This is a genomic window from Leucobacter sp. USCH14 (assembly GCF_037619215.1).
Classification (GTDB): domain Bacteria; phylum Actinomycetota; class Actinomycetes; order Actinomycetales; family Microbacteriaceae; genus Leucobacter.
Genome location: NZ_JAQPZP010000014.1, coordinates 1 through 12,572, shown reverse-complemented (window position 1 = coordinate 12,572; position 12,572 = coordinate 1). Strand labels below are relative to the sequence as shown.

The following is a 12,572-nucleotide window of genomic DNA, read 5'->3' as shown; positions in this document are numbered from 1 at the left end:
TCCGATTCCGGCGTGCGCCGATGCCTGCGGCCCGCGATGATGGTGACGTGCCTCCGACCGTCCCTGCGCTCCCGCTCGACTTCGACGCGTGCTACCGCGCCGCATCCGGGCGCGACAGTCGTTGGGACGGGCGCCTCTATCTGGGAGTGACGAGCACGGGAATCTACTGCCGGCCGTCGTGCCCGGCGCGGAAGCCGCTGCCCGAGAACTGCCGCTTCTTCCCGAGCGCAGCGGCGTGCGTCGCTGCGGGGTTCCGAGCGTGCAAGCGGTGCCGGCCCGAGGCGGTGCCGGGCAGCCCGGACTGGGACGCGCGCGGCGATCTCGTGGGCCGGGCCGTGCGACGCATCCGCGCCGGCGCCGTCGATGCCGTCGGTGTCGCCGGGCTCGCCCGAGAACTCTCGGTGAGTGAGCGTCACCTGCGACGCGTGCTCCTCGACGAGGTGGGTGCCGGGCCCCTGCAGCTCGCCCTCACGCGGCGAGCGCACGCGGCGCGGGCGCTCATGGACGAGACCGATCTGCCGCTCGCCGACATCGCCTTCGCAGCGGGCTTCGGCAGCCTGCGTCAGTTCGGTGAGGTGATGCGCGAGCAGTTCGGGGTCGCGCCGTCGAGACTTGCGAGGCGTCACGGTACGGCCGCTGCCGGGCCGAGCTCGGACGAGCGGCCGACGCTGGCGCTGCAGCTCCGCACGCGAGCGCCGTACGATGCCGCGTCGCTGCGGGCCTCGCTCATCGCGCACGCGATTCCCGGGCGCGACGTGATCCGACGCGGCGGCACGACCGAGCACGCGCTCGATGTGCCCGGTGGCACCGCGGTGGCACGTGTGCACTGGAGCAACATGCCGAGCTCTGCGGCGCTGCCCGGAGTGCACGGGGCGCACGGGGCGCCCGGAGCGACGATCGCGATCCCGGTATCGGTCGAACTGCCGCGGCTCTCCGACGCGATGCCCGCGATCGAGACCGTGCGCCGCATGCTCGATCTCGATGCCGACCCGGCGCAGATCGCGGAGGCGCTCGGGCCCGATCCGCGGCTCGCCCCGCTCATCGCAGCGCGGCCCGGCCTGCGGCTCCCCACCGCACGATCACCCGAGGAGACCGCGCTCGGAACCGTGCTCGGCCAGCAGGTGTCTCTCGCAGCGGCCCGCACCCTGCAAGGTCGGCTCGCGGCCCGCTTCTCGGTCGCGCTCGACGGCGTCGCCGCGGCACCCGGGTTCCACGGTCCGCCCGATGTCGCAGCGATGGCGCGGGAGTCGGCCGGCTCGCTGCGCGAGACGCTCGGTCTCACGAACAGTCGCGCTGAAACACTGCGAGCCCTCGCCGTCGCGCTCAACGGTGGTCTCGACATCGGCAGCGGTGCGGACCGCGACCGAGCTCGGCGCGAACTCGCCGCCCTGCGTGGCATCGGGCCGTGGACGGTCGAGATGATCGCGATGCGCGCACTCGGCGACCCCGACGCGTACCCTGCCGGTGACCTGATTCTTCGACGGGCGCTCGGCGATCCGGCACCGAGAGCGGCCGAGCGGATCGCGGAGCCCTGGCGCCCGTACCGCGCCTACGCGACGCAGCACCTCTGGGCCGACTTCCTCGCCTCGTCCGCACGAAAGGACCTCGCATGACTCCCGAACCACTCCAGCGCACCGTCGTCGACATCGTCGGAGCGCCGTTCCACGCCATCTGGTCGCCCGAGGACGGTGCGATCCGAGCTGCGGGGTTCGCCACTGAGGAGGATCCCGGCGCGGAGTCGCTCGTCGCGCGATTGATCGCGGCAGACCCGGAGATCGCGGAGCGCGGGATCGTGGACGCGTCAGCCGGCTTCGACGCTTCTGGCGCGGAGGCCGGCGGAGCGCCCGACAGCGACGCCGTCGCCGATGCGCTGCGCGCCTACGCGGCGGGCGACGTCGCGGCGGTCGATGCGCTCACGGTGCAGCAGCCGGAGACGCCCTTCCGCGGGGAGGTGTGGCGCGCGCTCAGGGAGGTGCGCGCCGGGCGCGCGGTGACGTACACCGAACTGGCCGCACTCGCGGGGCGGCCGTCGGCGGTGCGCGCCGCGGCGTCCGGCTGCGCGAACAACCTCGTGGCCCTGATCGTGCCGTGCCACCGCATCGTGCGCACCGACGGAGGACTGGGCGGCTATCTCTTCGGCATCGACCTCAAGACGCGCCTGCTGCGGCACGAGGGCGCGCTGCCGGGCGCGCTGTTCTCCGACTGAGTCGGCGCGTTCGGCTCAGGCCGGCGAGAAGCGATTGCGCAGCTCCGCCGCGCGACGGATGTCGCCCTCGAGCGCTGCGGTCTGCTCGGGTGCGAGCGTCCCATCTTTCTTCGCGTTGTCGAGACGCTCCAGCCCGGCCTGCACTTCGTTGTCCAGACCATCGAGCACCATCTGCTGAATGCTCTGCGGGAGGCGCTGAAAACTTGTCGTATCCATACTGACAAGTTACAAGGTGTCAGGTGATTCCGTCACATCGTGCTATGAGGTTTGCGCAATTTGCGCGGATTGTGCGCGCCGGGCGAGGGTCGCGGTCCAGATGATGCCGGTGGCGAGGAGCAGCGCGCCGGCCGCGTTCCACGCGAAGTCGTACGGCAGCAGGTCGACGCCGTACCGAACCTGATGCAGGCGCAGCACCTTGTGGTCGATGACGCCGTCCCAGAGCTGGAAGAGGCCGAGCCCGGTGACGAATGCGGCCCACGAGGCCGCCGCCCAGAAACTGCGGCGACGGCGGGCATCGAGCATGAGGAAGAAGCCGAAGACGAAGACGAAGAGCTCCGCTGCGTGCAGCAGCCCGTCGGAGAGCAGGGCGATGCGCGGCGTCGCGTCGTCGTAGAAGTGATGCCACGCCAGGATCTGGTGGAAGACGATCTCGTCGATCGCCGCCATCATGGCGATGCCCAACAGGAACCCGCCCCAGTAGGAGCGGTATCGCAGCGGGTTGGTTCCGGGATGGTTCGAAGCGCGACTCATGCCGATGCTCCTTTCGTCGAGGGGCGCGTTCGTGGCGATCTGAGGCGGGTCCGCGTCGGCTGCCGACCAACCGCGGAGGCGACCGATCGCAGCTGCCTCCCGGTGACGCGGTACCACTCGGCGCAGAGCAGCACGATGATGACGAATTCGACCGCGTCGCCGCCGTAGAACATCAGTTCCGCCCCTGCGTGCGCCTCGGCGGGCGGCACACCCGGCAGCGGATCCGCGTAGAGCAGCTTCGCCAGTACGCCGTGCCCGGCGAGCGACACCACCAGTACGGCCGCGCGCAGAACGAACCCGGGCCGGTGCGGGGCGGGATCGATCCCGATCAGGGCGGCCGTGTAGAGGTATCCGGCGATCACGAAGTGCAGCATCACCAGCCAGTGCACCAGCATGTCCCGCTGCATCAGGTCGTACAGCGGGGTGAGGTACAGCGCCCATATCCCGCCGACGTTCAGCACGGCTGCCACGACCGGGTGCGTGAAGACGTGCGCGATCGGGCTGCGCAGCAGCCGGCTCAGACGTCTTGCGGGGTCGACGCTCAAGGCGCGAAGCGCAAGGGTCACGGGGGCGGCGAGTACGAGCAGCAGCGGCGCGACCATGCCGACCAGCAGGTGGGCGGCCATGTGCGCGACGAACGAGTCGTGGGCGGCAGAGGCGAGCGGCCCGAAGAAGCCCGCGGCTGCGCACATCGTTCCTGCGATCCAGCACACGGTGCGGTGCCACGGCCACGGACGCCCGCGACGCCCCTCGAGCACGGTCGCCGACAGGTAGACGATCGCGGCTGCGAGGGCGGGAACAGCGAGGATCAGCTCGGCGCCCATTCCGCTCGCTCCGTGGTGCACGTGGTCGGGCATCATGACGCCCCGTTTCGCGAACTCATGCCACGAGGGTAGGCGGCGATCCGGGGCGTGGGAGGAGGGTTGACGCGCCGGATCGCGCCCCTCGCCGCACACCTCTCCGTGTTCGGCGCGCGGAAGCGTCTCAGCTGGTCGACTGGGCGACGTCCCTCTCGCTCGACCCGCGGCTCTTGACGAGGAAGATCGCGACGACCGCGAAGAGCAGGTAGACGACGTTGAATATTCCGGCGATGCCGAGCAAGTCGGCGGAGCCCCCGAGCTCGGCCGAGTGCGCGTCGATGCCGCCGGTCGCGAGAATGGTGGTCGGGTCGGTGGCGGCGTGGAGCAGGATCGCCCACATCAGGCGGCCCGTAACGCGCAGAACGAGGTACATCATCGCGCCGAAACCGAACGTGTAGACCACGGTGAGGAGCACCGTTGCTCCCGCCTGACCCTGGAAGATGTTGCCGGCGTGGAGCAGCGCGAAGTATGCGGATGACAGGACGAACACGGCGCGCTCCCGCGTCCCTCCGCGTCGCAGCATCTGCACCACGATTCCGCGGGTCGCGACCTCCTCGGTGAACCCGACGCACAGCCCGAGGAAGAGGAGGGAGAGCACGAGCGCAAAGGACCATGCGGACCATTGGGTTGCTGCGAGGCGCAGCACGATCGGGATCACGACGAGGGCGACGGCGACCCACATCCACGCGCGCCCGTCACTGGGCTGCCGGGCGAAGAGCGCGCCGAACCACCCGACGGTGCGGGCGAACACCAGCAGCAGCGCGCCTGCGAGAAGGATCGGCAGGGCCATACCCACGACGACGCCGAGCGGCGAAGCGAGCGGGTTCTCAGTGCCGATGGCATTGCCCGCCGCCGCGCTCACCCCGAGCGCGATCAGCTGATACACGCCCCAGTAGGCTGCGATGAACAGGAGCGCCTTCCACCAGGTGCCGGCATTCCAGAACCGCGCCCAGCGTGAGCTCATCTGATCGTGCTTTGAGACTACGGTGCGTGGAGCGGCTTGCACCAGTGCCCCGTTTGCTCAGCGCTGCTTGCCCCGGGCCCAGCGGATGAGCACGACGATGCCGAGCAGTGCGAGGCCGAGTCCGAGGATCATGCGGCTACGCTAGCAGCGCGCGCGTCCTCCGATGGGGTGAGGCCCGTCATATGCCCATGAAGATTCGGGTGAGGCGCACGATGAGCAGCCCGAGCGAGAGCAGCAGCATGAGGTAGCTCAGCACCATGCCGGTGATCGCCGCCCACCGCTGGTCACCGGGGCGTTCCACTGCGCGATGGCCGAACGCGACCGCGATCAGGCTCACCACGGTGCTGACGAGGTAGGCGGCGAGGCCTCCGGGCAACGCGAAGGCGGCGATGACCGATGCGATTCCGAGTGCAAGCGCGACGAGGTGCATCACGCGAGCATCCTGGTGGGACGTGGACATATGAGGCAGCCTAGCGAGGCAATGCGACCGAGATCTCGTCACGGATACAGAGAACGGACCCAATCGTGGAGGAAAGGGCCCGCTCGGAGGGGATGACGGGAATCGAACCCGCGCTGTCAGCTTGGGAAGCTGAAGTTCTGCCATTGAACTACATCCCCATGTTGGAATCACTGGGATCCCGACCCGTCTACCGTAGCAGATACAGCCCGTGCGTCCATTTTGACTCCACTTTGGATCACCCGCTCGAAGGTGGCGGTCAGATCCTTGGCCGCGTCTACCTTCGCGATGTAGTGGTTCTCCGTCGTGGTGACGGTTGAGTGGCCGAGCTGGCCTCGTGCAGCGTCGGCGCCGTGCTCGAGAGCGATGAAGGAGCCCACCGAAGAGCGGAACATCTTCGGCAGCTCGTTGAAGGATTCCAGGCCCTCGCCGAGAGCTTCCTTCCACTGGATGCGGAAGTTGTCGGGATTTCGCACAGTCTCGGTGGATGACGGGAAGACGACTTCGGTCGTCGACTGCATGCGGCGATGAAGCAGCATGGCGACGAGGAATGGAGGCAGAGCGAGAACTCGGACGCGGTTCGTTTTCGTGTGCTCCTGAATTATCGTCCTAAAATTCTCGTCCTTCACGACGGTCGCATGGATTCGCACTGTCGCGGGAGAGGCGTCGAAATCGATGTCGCTCCATCGGACGGCAAACGTCTCACCCGGGCGGCAACCGGTGCCGAGCATGAAGTCGGAGGGCTCCGCGAGATCGGACACCCTCTGCATGCCTCGGCGATCCACGCCGGCGTCCCACTTGCGGAGTTTGGCCCGCATCTCTGAAATCTCATCGATCGTCCAAGCCTTCGGCTGCACGGACTCAGCTTTGATCGGAGCACAGCCATCGACAGGGTTGACCGTTATCGCGCCCATTCGGATCGCGTAGTTGAAGACGTTCTGAAGGATGGCTTTCGCGATGCCCGCGGTCGCGGCCGAAGTCTCTTTCAGCAGAGCGCGGAGGAAGGCGTTGATGCGTGGCGTCCGTGCCTCTCGGACAGTGAACCCGCCGAGTTTCTTCAGAATGTGGTTGTCGATGACGCCGCGATAGCGCCGCTTGGTGCCGGTAGATGGCTTGCCGGTCTCGAGGTACTCGGTCCACCACTCCTCAACCATGTTCGGCAGCTTCTGATCGGCCATCCCGGTGTCCTCGGACCGAAGAACCGCGGCGAGGTGGGCCTTGAGGTTGATCGTCGCGGCGCTCTGTGTTCGGCCTGTTCGTGATGCTTTGCGGACGATGCCATCATTGCCGCGGTATCGAGTGATTGCGATCGTCGTGCCGGCCCGGTTCTTGGCGATCCGGATCGCGCCGTACGTGCCGATCGGCAGGTTCTGGCGGGCCATTACGCACGCACCTCGATTCGTTCGGACCAGACCCCGGAACCCATGCGCGGTCGCACGTAGACCGTGTCTCCGATTCGACTCAGCATGCCGATGTACACCTCGAGGGCTTCATCAACGACACCGAGCTGGAACGCCATCGTAGGGACGTGGCCGCTGCATTCCCTCTCGACCTCCGAGTACTGCTGAGGGTCGATGAGCTGCATCGCGGCCCACTCGTCGGCCCTGCGTTCCATCTTGTCGTCGAGATGCGGGAGCATCGAGGGCTCGTCACCGTTGATCGCATGCCAGGTTTCGTGCCCGAGCACGAAAGGGTGCTCGCGAGGCCCAAGGTCGTGGTGGAGGCGCACGAGCTTCTTGCGGTGGATGTATTCCCCGAGGCGCGAGCGTCCGGAGAGGTCTGCATACTCGACGCGCACCCCCAGGTCGTCGAGCATGTCAAAGAACATGCGGTCAATCATTCAAAGAACTCCGAATCGTCTCGACGGCGCTGAACCGTCTTGCTATCTTTCGCAGCTGCCCGTTCTTCATCGACGGGTTGCTCAGTCTGCCTCAAGGGTGTGACATTCGCGAGGGTCGGCACATCGCGTTCAGCGCGCTCGAGGATGGTTTCAGCGTGCTCGATGATCTCGTGAGGGTAGAGGCGCAGGGCCTCCGCGATCTGGGCCACCTGGTTCACCTTGATTTCGCGCTCCGACTGAAGGATGCGCATCAGCGATCGCTCGGGGATACCTGCCGCCTCGGAAAGCGCTCGAACGGTCATGCCCGAGATGTTCCGTTCTGCGCCGATGGCCTTTGCCACAGCCTCATTCATGTCCATATGGGCAGCATAAGACACCCAAAGTGGCAGTGTCAATGCCGCAATTGGCAAACTACACGAGTTGCGCACTGCCCAAATGGGCATTAACGTGGTCCGCATGGACAGCACAGAGTACGCGGCAGAGGTCGCAAACAAGGCACTGAAGGCCCTCGAAGGTGCGGGCGAGACGGTCCACTCCGCTTCCCGGAAGTCGGGAATCCCTCACACCACCCTCGACCGCAAGCTCAAGGCATCGAAGGGCGTCAGCGCACTCACCGTTCGCGAGCTTTCGAGCTCTCGAAGCTCGCGAAGGTCGCGCCGCACAGCCTCGCTGAGGTCTATGCCACTGAGGAGCGGCTCGCATCATGAGCACCGCCTCCCCTTACATGACGGAGCGCGAGACCGCCGAGTATCTGAGCGTTGCCCCGAGCACGCTCCGGAGCTGGCGATCGCGAGACCCGAAGAGGCTCCCCTTCAGGAAGACCGGCCGCATCGTCCGATACGCACGATCCGAGGTCGAGAGCTTCTTCGCAGACACGGAAAAGCCCGGTGCTGGAACACCGGGCGAAGACATCAAAGCCTAGGAGGGCAACGAATGTCCGAGATTCAGAGTAACAGCGACTTCGCCTCGCAGCTCGACGAGCTGAAAATCATCACCCTGACCGACGGTGAAGTCTGGTCAGCTCGAGACCTGATGCCCTATGCCGGATACGAACGGTGGGAGAACTGGGTGCGTGCAATCAACCGCGCTATCGGCTCGGTGAATGCCAGCGGCCTGACTGCTGCAGATCATTTTCGTGGATCCACGAAGATGATCGAGATCGGAAAGGGCGGGCGCCGAGAGGTCGATGACGTTGAGATCACCCGATACGGGGCATACCTCCTCTTTCAGAACGCGGATGGGGCAAAGCCCCAGGTCGCCGCAGCGCAGCAGTACTTCGCGGTTCAGACCCGGAGGCAAGAGGTGGCGGCGTCGTCCTCGCTGAGCGACGACGAGATCGTAGCGCGGGCCCTGGCGATCACGACGGGCCGAGTGCAGCAGCTCGAGGAGAAGATCGCAGCCGATGCTCCGAAGGTGGCGCAGGCTGAGACGTTCCGGGAGTCCGAGGGCCTCCGAACGGTCGGGGATCTCGCCAATGATCTGAAGGTGCATGCCCTGGCGAACTTTCCGGGCCTGAAGGTGTTGCAGCAGGACGTGTTCGACTTGGCCGGCGCTTGCGACCTCATCATCCGAGGGAACACCGTCCGTCACAATCAGCCCACCGCGCGAGCGATTGAGGCTGGCTGGGTTCGTCCGCACGAGACGCAGATCGCTCGGACTGCGGGCCCGCAGGTGAAGGTCAGCGCGCGACTCACGCCGCGCGGATACGGGCGGCTTTGGGATCGAGCGGTGCACAACCTCAGCGTCTATGGTTCTGTGCTCGCTCCGCACCTCCCGAAGCTGCGAGCCGTAGGAGAGATCGGTTCGGCCCCGCAATGAGTGCCGGGATGGTGATCGACATCGCGCAACCCACTTCTCTGCTCGTGCTACTCGTCTCGTACTTTGCCGGAACCCATGCGATACGCGGTGATGGTTGCGAGGAGCAGGAGGAGAAGCACAGCAGAGGCAAAGCTCAGGACACGCAGAACTTCAGTCATGGGCTCACCGAAAGCGAGCGTGTACAGCAGTCCAATCTCCGCCACAAGAGCGATCAGGAAGAAGTAGAAGACCAAGTTTCTGAGGAAGGCCGGAAGTCGGTTGTAGCCGAAGTTGCCGACGAACGTAGCGATGACGAGCGTCGGAATCACTTGCGCAAAGACGCCGGCAGTTTCAGGGGCCATGACTAGACCTTAGTGGTTCACCTTCTCGGGGTTTCTACCTCACCGGTGCTTTCCGCGCCCAAAAAGAGGACGGCAAGCGTAAACAGCCCCTTCGCCGTTCACGGCCGCATGGCGGCTCACAACTACATAGCTGCAACTGAAACGTCCCTGATTGGTGGGGCGGCACACCACCCAAGCGGTGGGTGACACCGACGGTCTCCGCATGACTCCCGGTCCCAAAGGTTGCAGCGCTGAACAGAGAACTTAGATCAGGATCCTGCCCGAGCAAGCAGTTGCGCGCTCTGCTCCCGGTGACCGCTGAAGGGCGGCCAAGGATCCCGACCGGCTACGACGGCCTACTTCCTCATCGGCGTTCTCGCTGGGTGGAGTCGTTACACGCACGTTGCTGAACCCGTAGAGGCGGGGAGCACGGCAGGAAGCACGGTCACAGAGGTGGAGCGCCGGACTTGACGGCCCGCCGCGGGGTTTGAGTGACCGCGGCCACCACGATGCGCCTCCGCGCGTCTTCAACTATTCCTGCGAAGTGCCGTTGGTCCGCTGCTGCAGCGAGTGCTGGTAGTTGATGAGATCGACTTGGTACTGGTGCTGTTCCTTCGCGTGCTGTCGAAGCGCCGACAGCACTGTCGCTTTGATAATCGCCGCCATGATCAGCAAAGAGATTGCTGCTAGGGCGATCAAAACGATGAGGGTCAATCCATCCATGGGCATGTTCTCAAGATAGCGCAGCGATAGGCGCTTCAAGGCCTGTCAATTTCTCGCATGAGCGCCAATACGTCCGGCCGTATCTCGTCCGCATTGCGCAGCGATTCGGTAGCCGACGTCGTCGCTTCGGAATTTCTCCCAGCCCGCACCACACCGATCGTGGGGCGGGCTTTCTCGTATTCATCGGAAGGAAGCTCAATGGCAGTTCAAATTGTCAGTGTCAATTCTTGGGACACCGAATGGGAGGTGTTCGTCAAGCTACGCGAGATCGCCCAGATAGTGGGCGGTGGGCTTGGGGAGCAGCTAACCGACCTGCTCAGGGTAAATGCAGAGAGTGCATTTTCGCGTTCGATCGAAACGGATTCCGCTAATGCGGTGGAGTGATTTCGCCCTGAGCTTCGTCATCGCCGTCCTGGTGATACTCCTCCTGCTCTACGCCCGAGCAGCAACCGGGGCGTGGGCATGAAGGACCCCCTGAAGCTCGCGAAGAAAGAGTTTCGCCGCTACGGCGCCGTCCTCATCGAGGAGCACCCGCGGGCCGGACAGACATGGCGGATGCCGTGGGGCGAACGCCGGGTCGCGACGCCGAAGATGCGTCTCGCCACGATCCGTTCGATGGTGGCTGAGCTGCGAACGCGCGAAGACCCACTGCACGGCTACCGGCCCGGCGAAGCACCCGTCGGCACCGCCTTCACCGGAACCGACCACTTCACCGAGCGGTTCCAGCTCATGGCCAGACAGCGCGGACAGCTCACCTACGCAGAGGTGAGGGCCGCGCTGCTCGAGCCGACCGAAACGCGCGTCCACCCGGAATCAGGGAGGTGCGCCTACATCCGCGACCGCGTCGCCGTAATCGCAGCCGTCGAGCCCGGTGCAGGGCTGCGGCTCATCACGGCGCTCTGGACGCGCCCCGACCTGTGGGAGCAGAACCCACGCATAACGAAGGAGACCACCCATGTCTGAACCGAACATCACCCGCGAGCACTTCGTCGCCAACGCGCACGCCTGCGACGGCACTGTTCATGTCCTCGTCAACGACGCGCTCACCGTCGAAGAATCTCGCAAGCTCCGGCACGCAATGGAAGCGGCCGAGCAGGAAGCAGCGAAGCAGCAGGCCGGCGGCGAGAGCAACGTGCATCCGCTGTTCGGCGGCATCTTCGACTTCCTCGCCGACGCCGCGAGAGCACCCGAGGGCGGCCCCGATGCCGCCTGACCAGATCGCCGGGGGAGGCGCTACCGCGGTCGCCCTCGCCCTCACCGCCGCGACCTGTCTCTTCGCGGCATGGAAACTCGGCCACATCGACGCGTTGCTCGTGTGGCTCGGCATGAAGGAGAAGTGATGCCGAAGTACCCCATCCCTCGAGTAACTGCGATCGGCGCACGCGCTGCGACGGTCGCGTCGAAGCCTTGTAGGAATCGAAATAACTCCGCGGGGCACAACCGCGAGTGCCCGTGCGGTTGGGCCCGAGAAGGGCGGCCGCCGCAGACCGTCCCATACGACGAGGACGCATTGAACCTGCCGGTATCGCCCTATGTCGATTTCGACGAGCTCGAAGACATGGACGATCCGGCCTACATCGAAGCGCGGTTCGAGTCCGACCGGCTGGACGCCGACGTCGACCGCGTACGAGAGGAGACCCACTTTGGGTGAAATGAAGCGTGACGGCCTCGTGCTCGGAATGCCAGAGGACGAGTACCACGGCGGGCCGGAGTTCTCGTCGTCCGCGGCGAAGGAGATTCTGAAGTCCCCGTTGCACTACAAGCACGTGTACATCGACGGGCATCGCGAGCCCAAGAAGGCCTGGGACATCGGTACCGCTGCGCACGCGATGGTTCTCGGAACTGGCGCCGAGACGGTCGTCATCCCCGAGGAGCTCCTCGCCGCGAACGGGGCTGCATCAACGAAGGCGGCCAAGGACTTCATGGCCAACGCTCGAGCGGCTGGCAAGACTCCTGTGAAGCAGGGCGAGTTCGATGACATCAAGCGCATGGCCGAGGCGGTTTTGGCGAACAAGGATGCTCGGATGCTCTTCGAGCAGGAACGCCACTCTGAGGCTTCCGTGTTCTCGACGGATGCCGCGACGGGTGTTCGGCAGCGATGCCGGTTCGACACGATCACCACGTCGCTGCGGTATGCGGGCGACCTGAAGACGACGGACGACATCGCACAGCAGGCGGTGAAGATGACCGTGAAGAAGTTCAAGTACCACGTGCAGCGCGAGATGTACGACGAGATCGCGGCGGCCACCGGCATCGAGCTCGTCGACATGCTGTTCATCTTCGTCGAGAAGAAAGCCCCTCACGACGTCGTCGTCTACAAGTTCGATGAGGACCTGCGCGAGATGGGCAAGCGCGAAGCCGCTGAGGCGCGGGAGCGTCTTGTGCGATGCCGAGAAACGGGCATCTGGCCCGGCCGCTACGACGGCATCCAACTCCTGAAGCCCGCGATGGCCCAGGTCTACGACTTCCAAGACGAATACGAGAGTGAGACCCTGTGAACGACATTCCTCTGCCCGCTGACCCGAAGGCGAAGACCAACCCCGTGCAGGCGGCGCAGTGAAGCGCTCTGGGTTTGTTGGAGACTCCTGACCTTGGAAACGAGGATGGAGTTATGCCGAAAGAGCAGACATCAGG

At 65.5% G+C, this 12,572-nt stretch carries 20 protein-coding genes and 1 tRNA gene; 10 read left to right on the top strand and 11 right to left on the bottom strand.

The window, feature by feature from the left end; genetic code table 11:
* Positions 1-47 precede the first annotated feature (47 nt).
* Positions 48-1,613 (top strand): DNA-3-methyladenine glycosylase 2 family protein, encoded by a 1,566-nt coding sequence (locus PQI23_RS12390; RefSeq protein WP_339974979.1) that lies wholly within the window; start codon positions 48-50, stop codon positions 1,611-1,613.
* On the top strand, positions 1,610-2,206 hold the full coding sequence (locus tag PQI23_RS12385) for a methylated-DNA--[protein]-cysteine S-methyltransferase (RefSeq protein ID WP_339974977.1): 597 nt from the start codon (positions 1,610-1,612) through the stop codon (positions 2,204-2,206). The genes PQI23_RS12390 and PQI23_RS12385 overlap by 4 nt, the downstream gene beginning before the upstream one ends.
* A gap of 15 nt (positions 2,207-2,221) precedes the next feature.
* On the opposite strand, the gene PQI23_RS12380 is transcribed toward PQI23_RS12385, so the two are convergent.
* The 9 genes from PQI23_RS12380 to PQI23_RS12340 form a co-directional block, all read right to left on the bottom strand.
* A complete protein-coding gene (locus tag PQI23_RS12380; RefSeq protein WP_029608172.1) occupies positions 2,222-2,422 on the bottom strand; it encodes a hypothetical protein in 201 nt (66 codons plus the stop codon).
* A 42-nt stretch (positions 2,423-2,464) separates the two neighbouring features.
* Positions 2,465-2,956, bottom strand: coding sequence for a DUF2243 domain-containing protein (locus tag PQI23_RS12375; RefSeq protein ID WP_339974974.1), 492 nt, complete (start codon positions 2,954-2,956; stop codon positions 2,465-2,467).
* Positions 2,953-3,816, bottom strand: a complete 864-nt coding sequence (locus PQI23_RS12370) for a cytochrome c oxidase assembly protein (protein ID WP_339974973.1) — start codon at positions 3,814-3,816, stop codon at positions 2,953-2,955. Before PQI23_RS12370 ends, PQI23_RS12375 begins: the two co-directional genes overlap by 4 nt.
* A gap of 124 nt (positions 3,817-3,940) precedes the next feature.
* Complete coding sequence (locus tag PQI23_RS12365) at positions 3,941-4,780, bottom strand: CPBP family intramembrane glutamic endopeptidase (RefSeq protein ID WP_339974971.1); 840 nt, start codon at positions 4,778-4,780, stop codon at positions 3,941-3,943.
* A gap of 178 nt (positions 4,781-4,958) precedes the next feature.
* Positions 4,959-5,240, bottom strand: a complete 282-nt coding sequence (locus tag PQI23_RS12360) for a hypothetical protein (protein ID WP_339974969.1) — start codon at positions 5,238-5,240, stop codon at positions 4,959-4,961.
* Positions 5,241-5,327: 87 nt separating this feature from the next.
* Positions 5,328-5,398: transfer RNA gene (locus tag PQI23_RS12355), tRNA-Gly, on the bottom strand.
* Between the two features lie 9 nt (positions 5,399-5,407).
* Positions 5,408-6,619, bottom strand: coding sequence for a tyrosine-type recombinase/integrase (locus tag PQI23_RS12350; protein ID WP_339974967.1), 1,212 nt, complete (start codon positions 6,617-6,619; stop codon positions 5,408-5,410).
* On the bottom strand, positions 6,619-7,065 hold the full coding sequence (locus PQI23_RS12345) for an ImmA/IrrE family metallo-endopeptidase (RefSeq protein WP_339974965.1): 447 nt from the start codon (positions 7,063-7,065) through the stop codon (positions 6,619-6,621). The genes PQI23_RS12350 and PQI23_RS12345 overlap by 1 nt, the downstream gene beginning before the upstream one ends.
* Positions 7,066-7,073: 8 nt before the next feature.
* On the bottom strand, positions 7,074-7,436 hold the full coding sequence (locus tag PQI23_RS12340; protein ID WP_339974963.1) for a helix-turn-helix domain-containing protein: 363 nt from the start codon (positions 7,434-7,436) through the stop codon (positions 7,074-7,076).
* Positions 7,437-7,780: 344 nt separating this feature from the next.
* Between PQI23_RS12340 and PQI23_RS12335 the strand changes: the two genes are divergently transcribed.
* Positions 7,781-7,999: a helix-turn-helix domain-containing protein gene (locus tag PQI23_RS12335; protein WP_339974961.1), complete on the top strand. Its 219-nt coding sequence runs from the start codon at positions 7,781-7,783 to the stop codon at positions 7,997-7,999.
* An 11-nt stretch (positions 8,000-8,010) separates the two neighbouring features.
* Positions 8,011-8,895: a phage antirepressor KilAC domain-containing protein gene (locus tag PQI23_RS12330; protein ID WP_339974959.1), complete on the top strand. Its 885-nt coding sequence runs from the start codon at positions 8,011-8,013 to the stop codon at positions 8,893-8,895.
* A gap of 47 nt (positions 8,896-8,942) precedes the next feature.
* On the opposite strand, the gene PQI23_RS12325 is transcribed toward PQI23_RS12330, so the two are convergent.
* Together PQI23_RS12325 and PQI23_RS12320 are read right to left on the bottom strand one after the other, a co-directional pair.
* Positions 8,943-9,236, bottom strand: a complete 294-nt coding sequence (locus PQI23_RS12325; RefSeq protein ID WP_339974957.1) for a hypothetical protein — start codon at positions 9,234-9,236, stop codon at positions 8,943-8,945.
* A gap of 510 nt (positions 9,237-9,746) precedes the next feature.
* Complete coding sequence (locus PQI23_RS12320; RefSeq protein ID WP_339974955.1) at positions 9,747-9,944, bottom strand: hypothetical protein; 198 nt, start codon at positions 9,942-9,944, stop codon at positions 9,747-9,749.
* 51 nt (positions 9,945-9,995) lie between these two features.
* Here PQI23_RS12320 and PQI23_RS12315 point away from each other — a divergent pair, with 51 nt between their 5' ends.
* From PQI23_RS12315 to PQI23_RS12290, 6 genes are all read left to right on the top strand, one after another.
* Positions 9,996-10,322: a hypothetical protein gene (locus PQI23_RS12315; protein WP_339974953.1), complete on the top strand. Its 327-nt coding sequence runs from the start codon at positions 9,996-9,998 to the stop codon at positions 10,320-10,322.
* A 78-nt stretch (positions 10,323-10,400) separates the two neighbouring features.
* On the top strand, positions 10,401-10,901 hold the full coding sequence (locus PQI23_RS12310; protein ID WP_339974951.1) for a hypothetical protein: 501 nt from the start codon (positions 10,401-10,403) through the stop codon (positions 10,899-10,901).
* Positions 10,894-11,151, top strand: coding sequence for a hypothetical protein (locus PQI23_RS12305; RefSeq protein WP_339974950.1), 258 nt, complete (start codon positions 10,894-10,896; stop codon positions 11,149-11,151). Before PQI23_RS12310 ends, PQI23_RS12305 begins: the two co-directional genes overlap by 8 nt.
* Complete coding sequence (locus PQI23_RS12300) at positions 11,141-11,278, top strand: hypothetical protein (protein WP_339974948.1); 138 nt, start codon at positions 11,141-11,143, stop codon at positions 11,276-11,278. Before PQI23_RS12305 ends, PQI23_RS12300 begins: the two co-directional genes overlap by 11 nt.
* Before the next feature lie 170 nt (positions 11,279-11,448).
* On the top strand, positions 11,449-11,589 hold the full coding sequence (locus PQI23_RS12295) for a hypothetical protein (RefSeq protein ID WP_339974946.1): 141 nt from the start codon (positions 11,449-11,451) through the stop codon (positions 11,587-11,589).
* A gap of 1 nt (position 11,590) precedes the next feature.
* Positions 11,591-12,436, top strand: a complete 846-nt coding sequence (locus PQI23_RS12290; protein ID WP_339975058.1) for a PD-(D/E)XK nuclease-like domain-containing protein — start codon at positions 11,591-11,593, stop codon at positions 12,434-12,436.
* The last annotated feature ends 136 nt before the right edge of the window (positions 12,437-12,572 follow it).

Coding starts and splice junctions, on each gene's coding strand:
- PQI23_RS12385 (WP_339974977.1), top strand. CDS start 1,610: ATGACTCCCGAACCACTCCAGCGCACCGTCGTCGACATCGTCGGAGCG.
- PQI23_RS12380 (WP_029608172.1), bottom strand. CDS start 2,422: ATGGATACGACAAGTTTTCAGCGCCTCCCGCAGAGCATTCAGCAGATG.
- PQI23_RS12375 (WP_339974974.1), bottom strand. CDS start 2,956: ATGAGTCGCGCTTCGAACCATCCCGGAACCAACCCGCTGCGATACCGC.
- PQI23_RS12370 (WP_339974973.1), bottom strand. CDS start 3,816: ATGATGCCCGACCACGTGCACCACGGAGCGAGCGGAATGGGCGCCGAG.
- PQI23_RS12365 (WP_339974971.1), bottom strand. CDS start 4,780: ATGAGCTCACGCTGGGCGCGGTTCTGGAATGCCGGCACCTGGTGGAAG.
- PQI23_RS12360 (WP_339974969.1), bottom strand. CDS start 5,240: ATGTCCACGTCCCACCAGGATGCTCGCGTGATGCACCTCGTCGCGCTT.
- PQI23_RS12350 (WP_339974967.1), bottom strand. CDS start 6,619: ATGGCCCGCCAGAACCTGCCGATCGGCACGTACGGCGCGATCCGGATC.
- PQI23_RS12345 (WP_339974965.1), bottom strand. CDS start 7,065: ATGTTCTTTGACATGCTCGACGACCTGGGGGTGCGCGTCGAGTATGCA.
- PQI23_RS12340 (WP_339974963.1), bottom strand. CDS start 7,436: ATGGACATGAATGAGGCTGTGGCAAAGGCCATCGGCGCAGAACGGAAC.
- PQI23_RS12335 (WP_339974961.1), top strand. CDS start 7,781: ATGAGCACCGCCTCCCCTTACATGACGGAGCGCGAGACCGCCGAGTAT.
- PQI23_RS12330 (WP_339974959.1), top strand. CDS start 8,011: ATGTCCGAGATTCAGAGTAACAGCGACTTCGCCTCGCAGCTCGACGAG.
- PQI23_RS12325 (WP_339974957.1), bottom strand. CDS start 9,236: ATGGCCCCTGAAACTGCCGGCGTCTTTGCGCAAGTGATTCCGACGCTC.
- PQI23_RS12320 (WP_339974955.1), bottom strand. CDS start 9,944: ATGCCCATGGATGGATTGACCCTCATCGTTTTGATCGCCCTAGCAGCA.
- PQI23_RS12315 (WP_339974953.1), top strand. CDS start 9,996: ATGAGCGCCAATACGTCCGGCCGTATCTCGTCCGCATTGCGCAGCGAT.
- PQI23_RS12310 (WP_339974951.1), top strand. CDS start 10,401: ATGAAGGACCCCCTGAAGCTCGCGAAGAAAGAGTTTCGCCGCTACGGC.
- PQI23_RS12305 (WP_339974950.1), top strand. CDS start 10,894: ATGTCTGAACCGAACATCACCCGCGAGCACTTCGTCGCCAACGCGCAC.
- PQI23_RS12300 (WP_339974948.1), top strand. CDS start 11,141: ATGCCGCCTGACCAGATCGCCGGGGGAGGCGCTACCGCGGTCGCCCTC.
- PQI23_RS12290 (WP_339975058.1), top strand. CDS start 11,591: ATGAAGCGTGACGGCCTCGTGCTCGGAATGCCAGAGGACGAGTACCAC.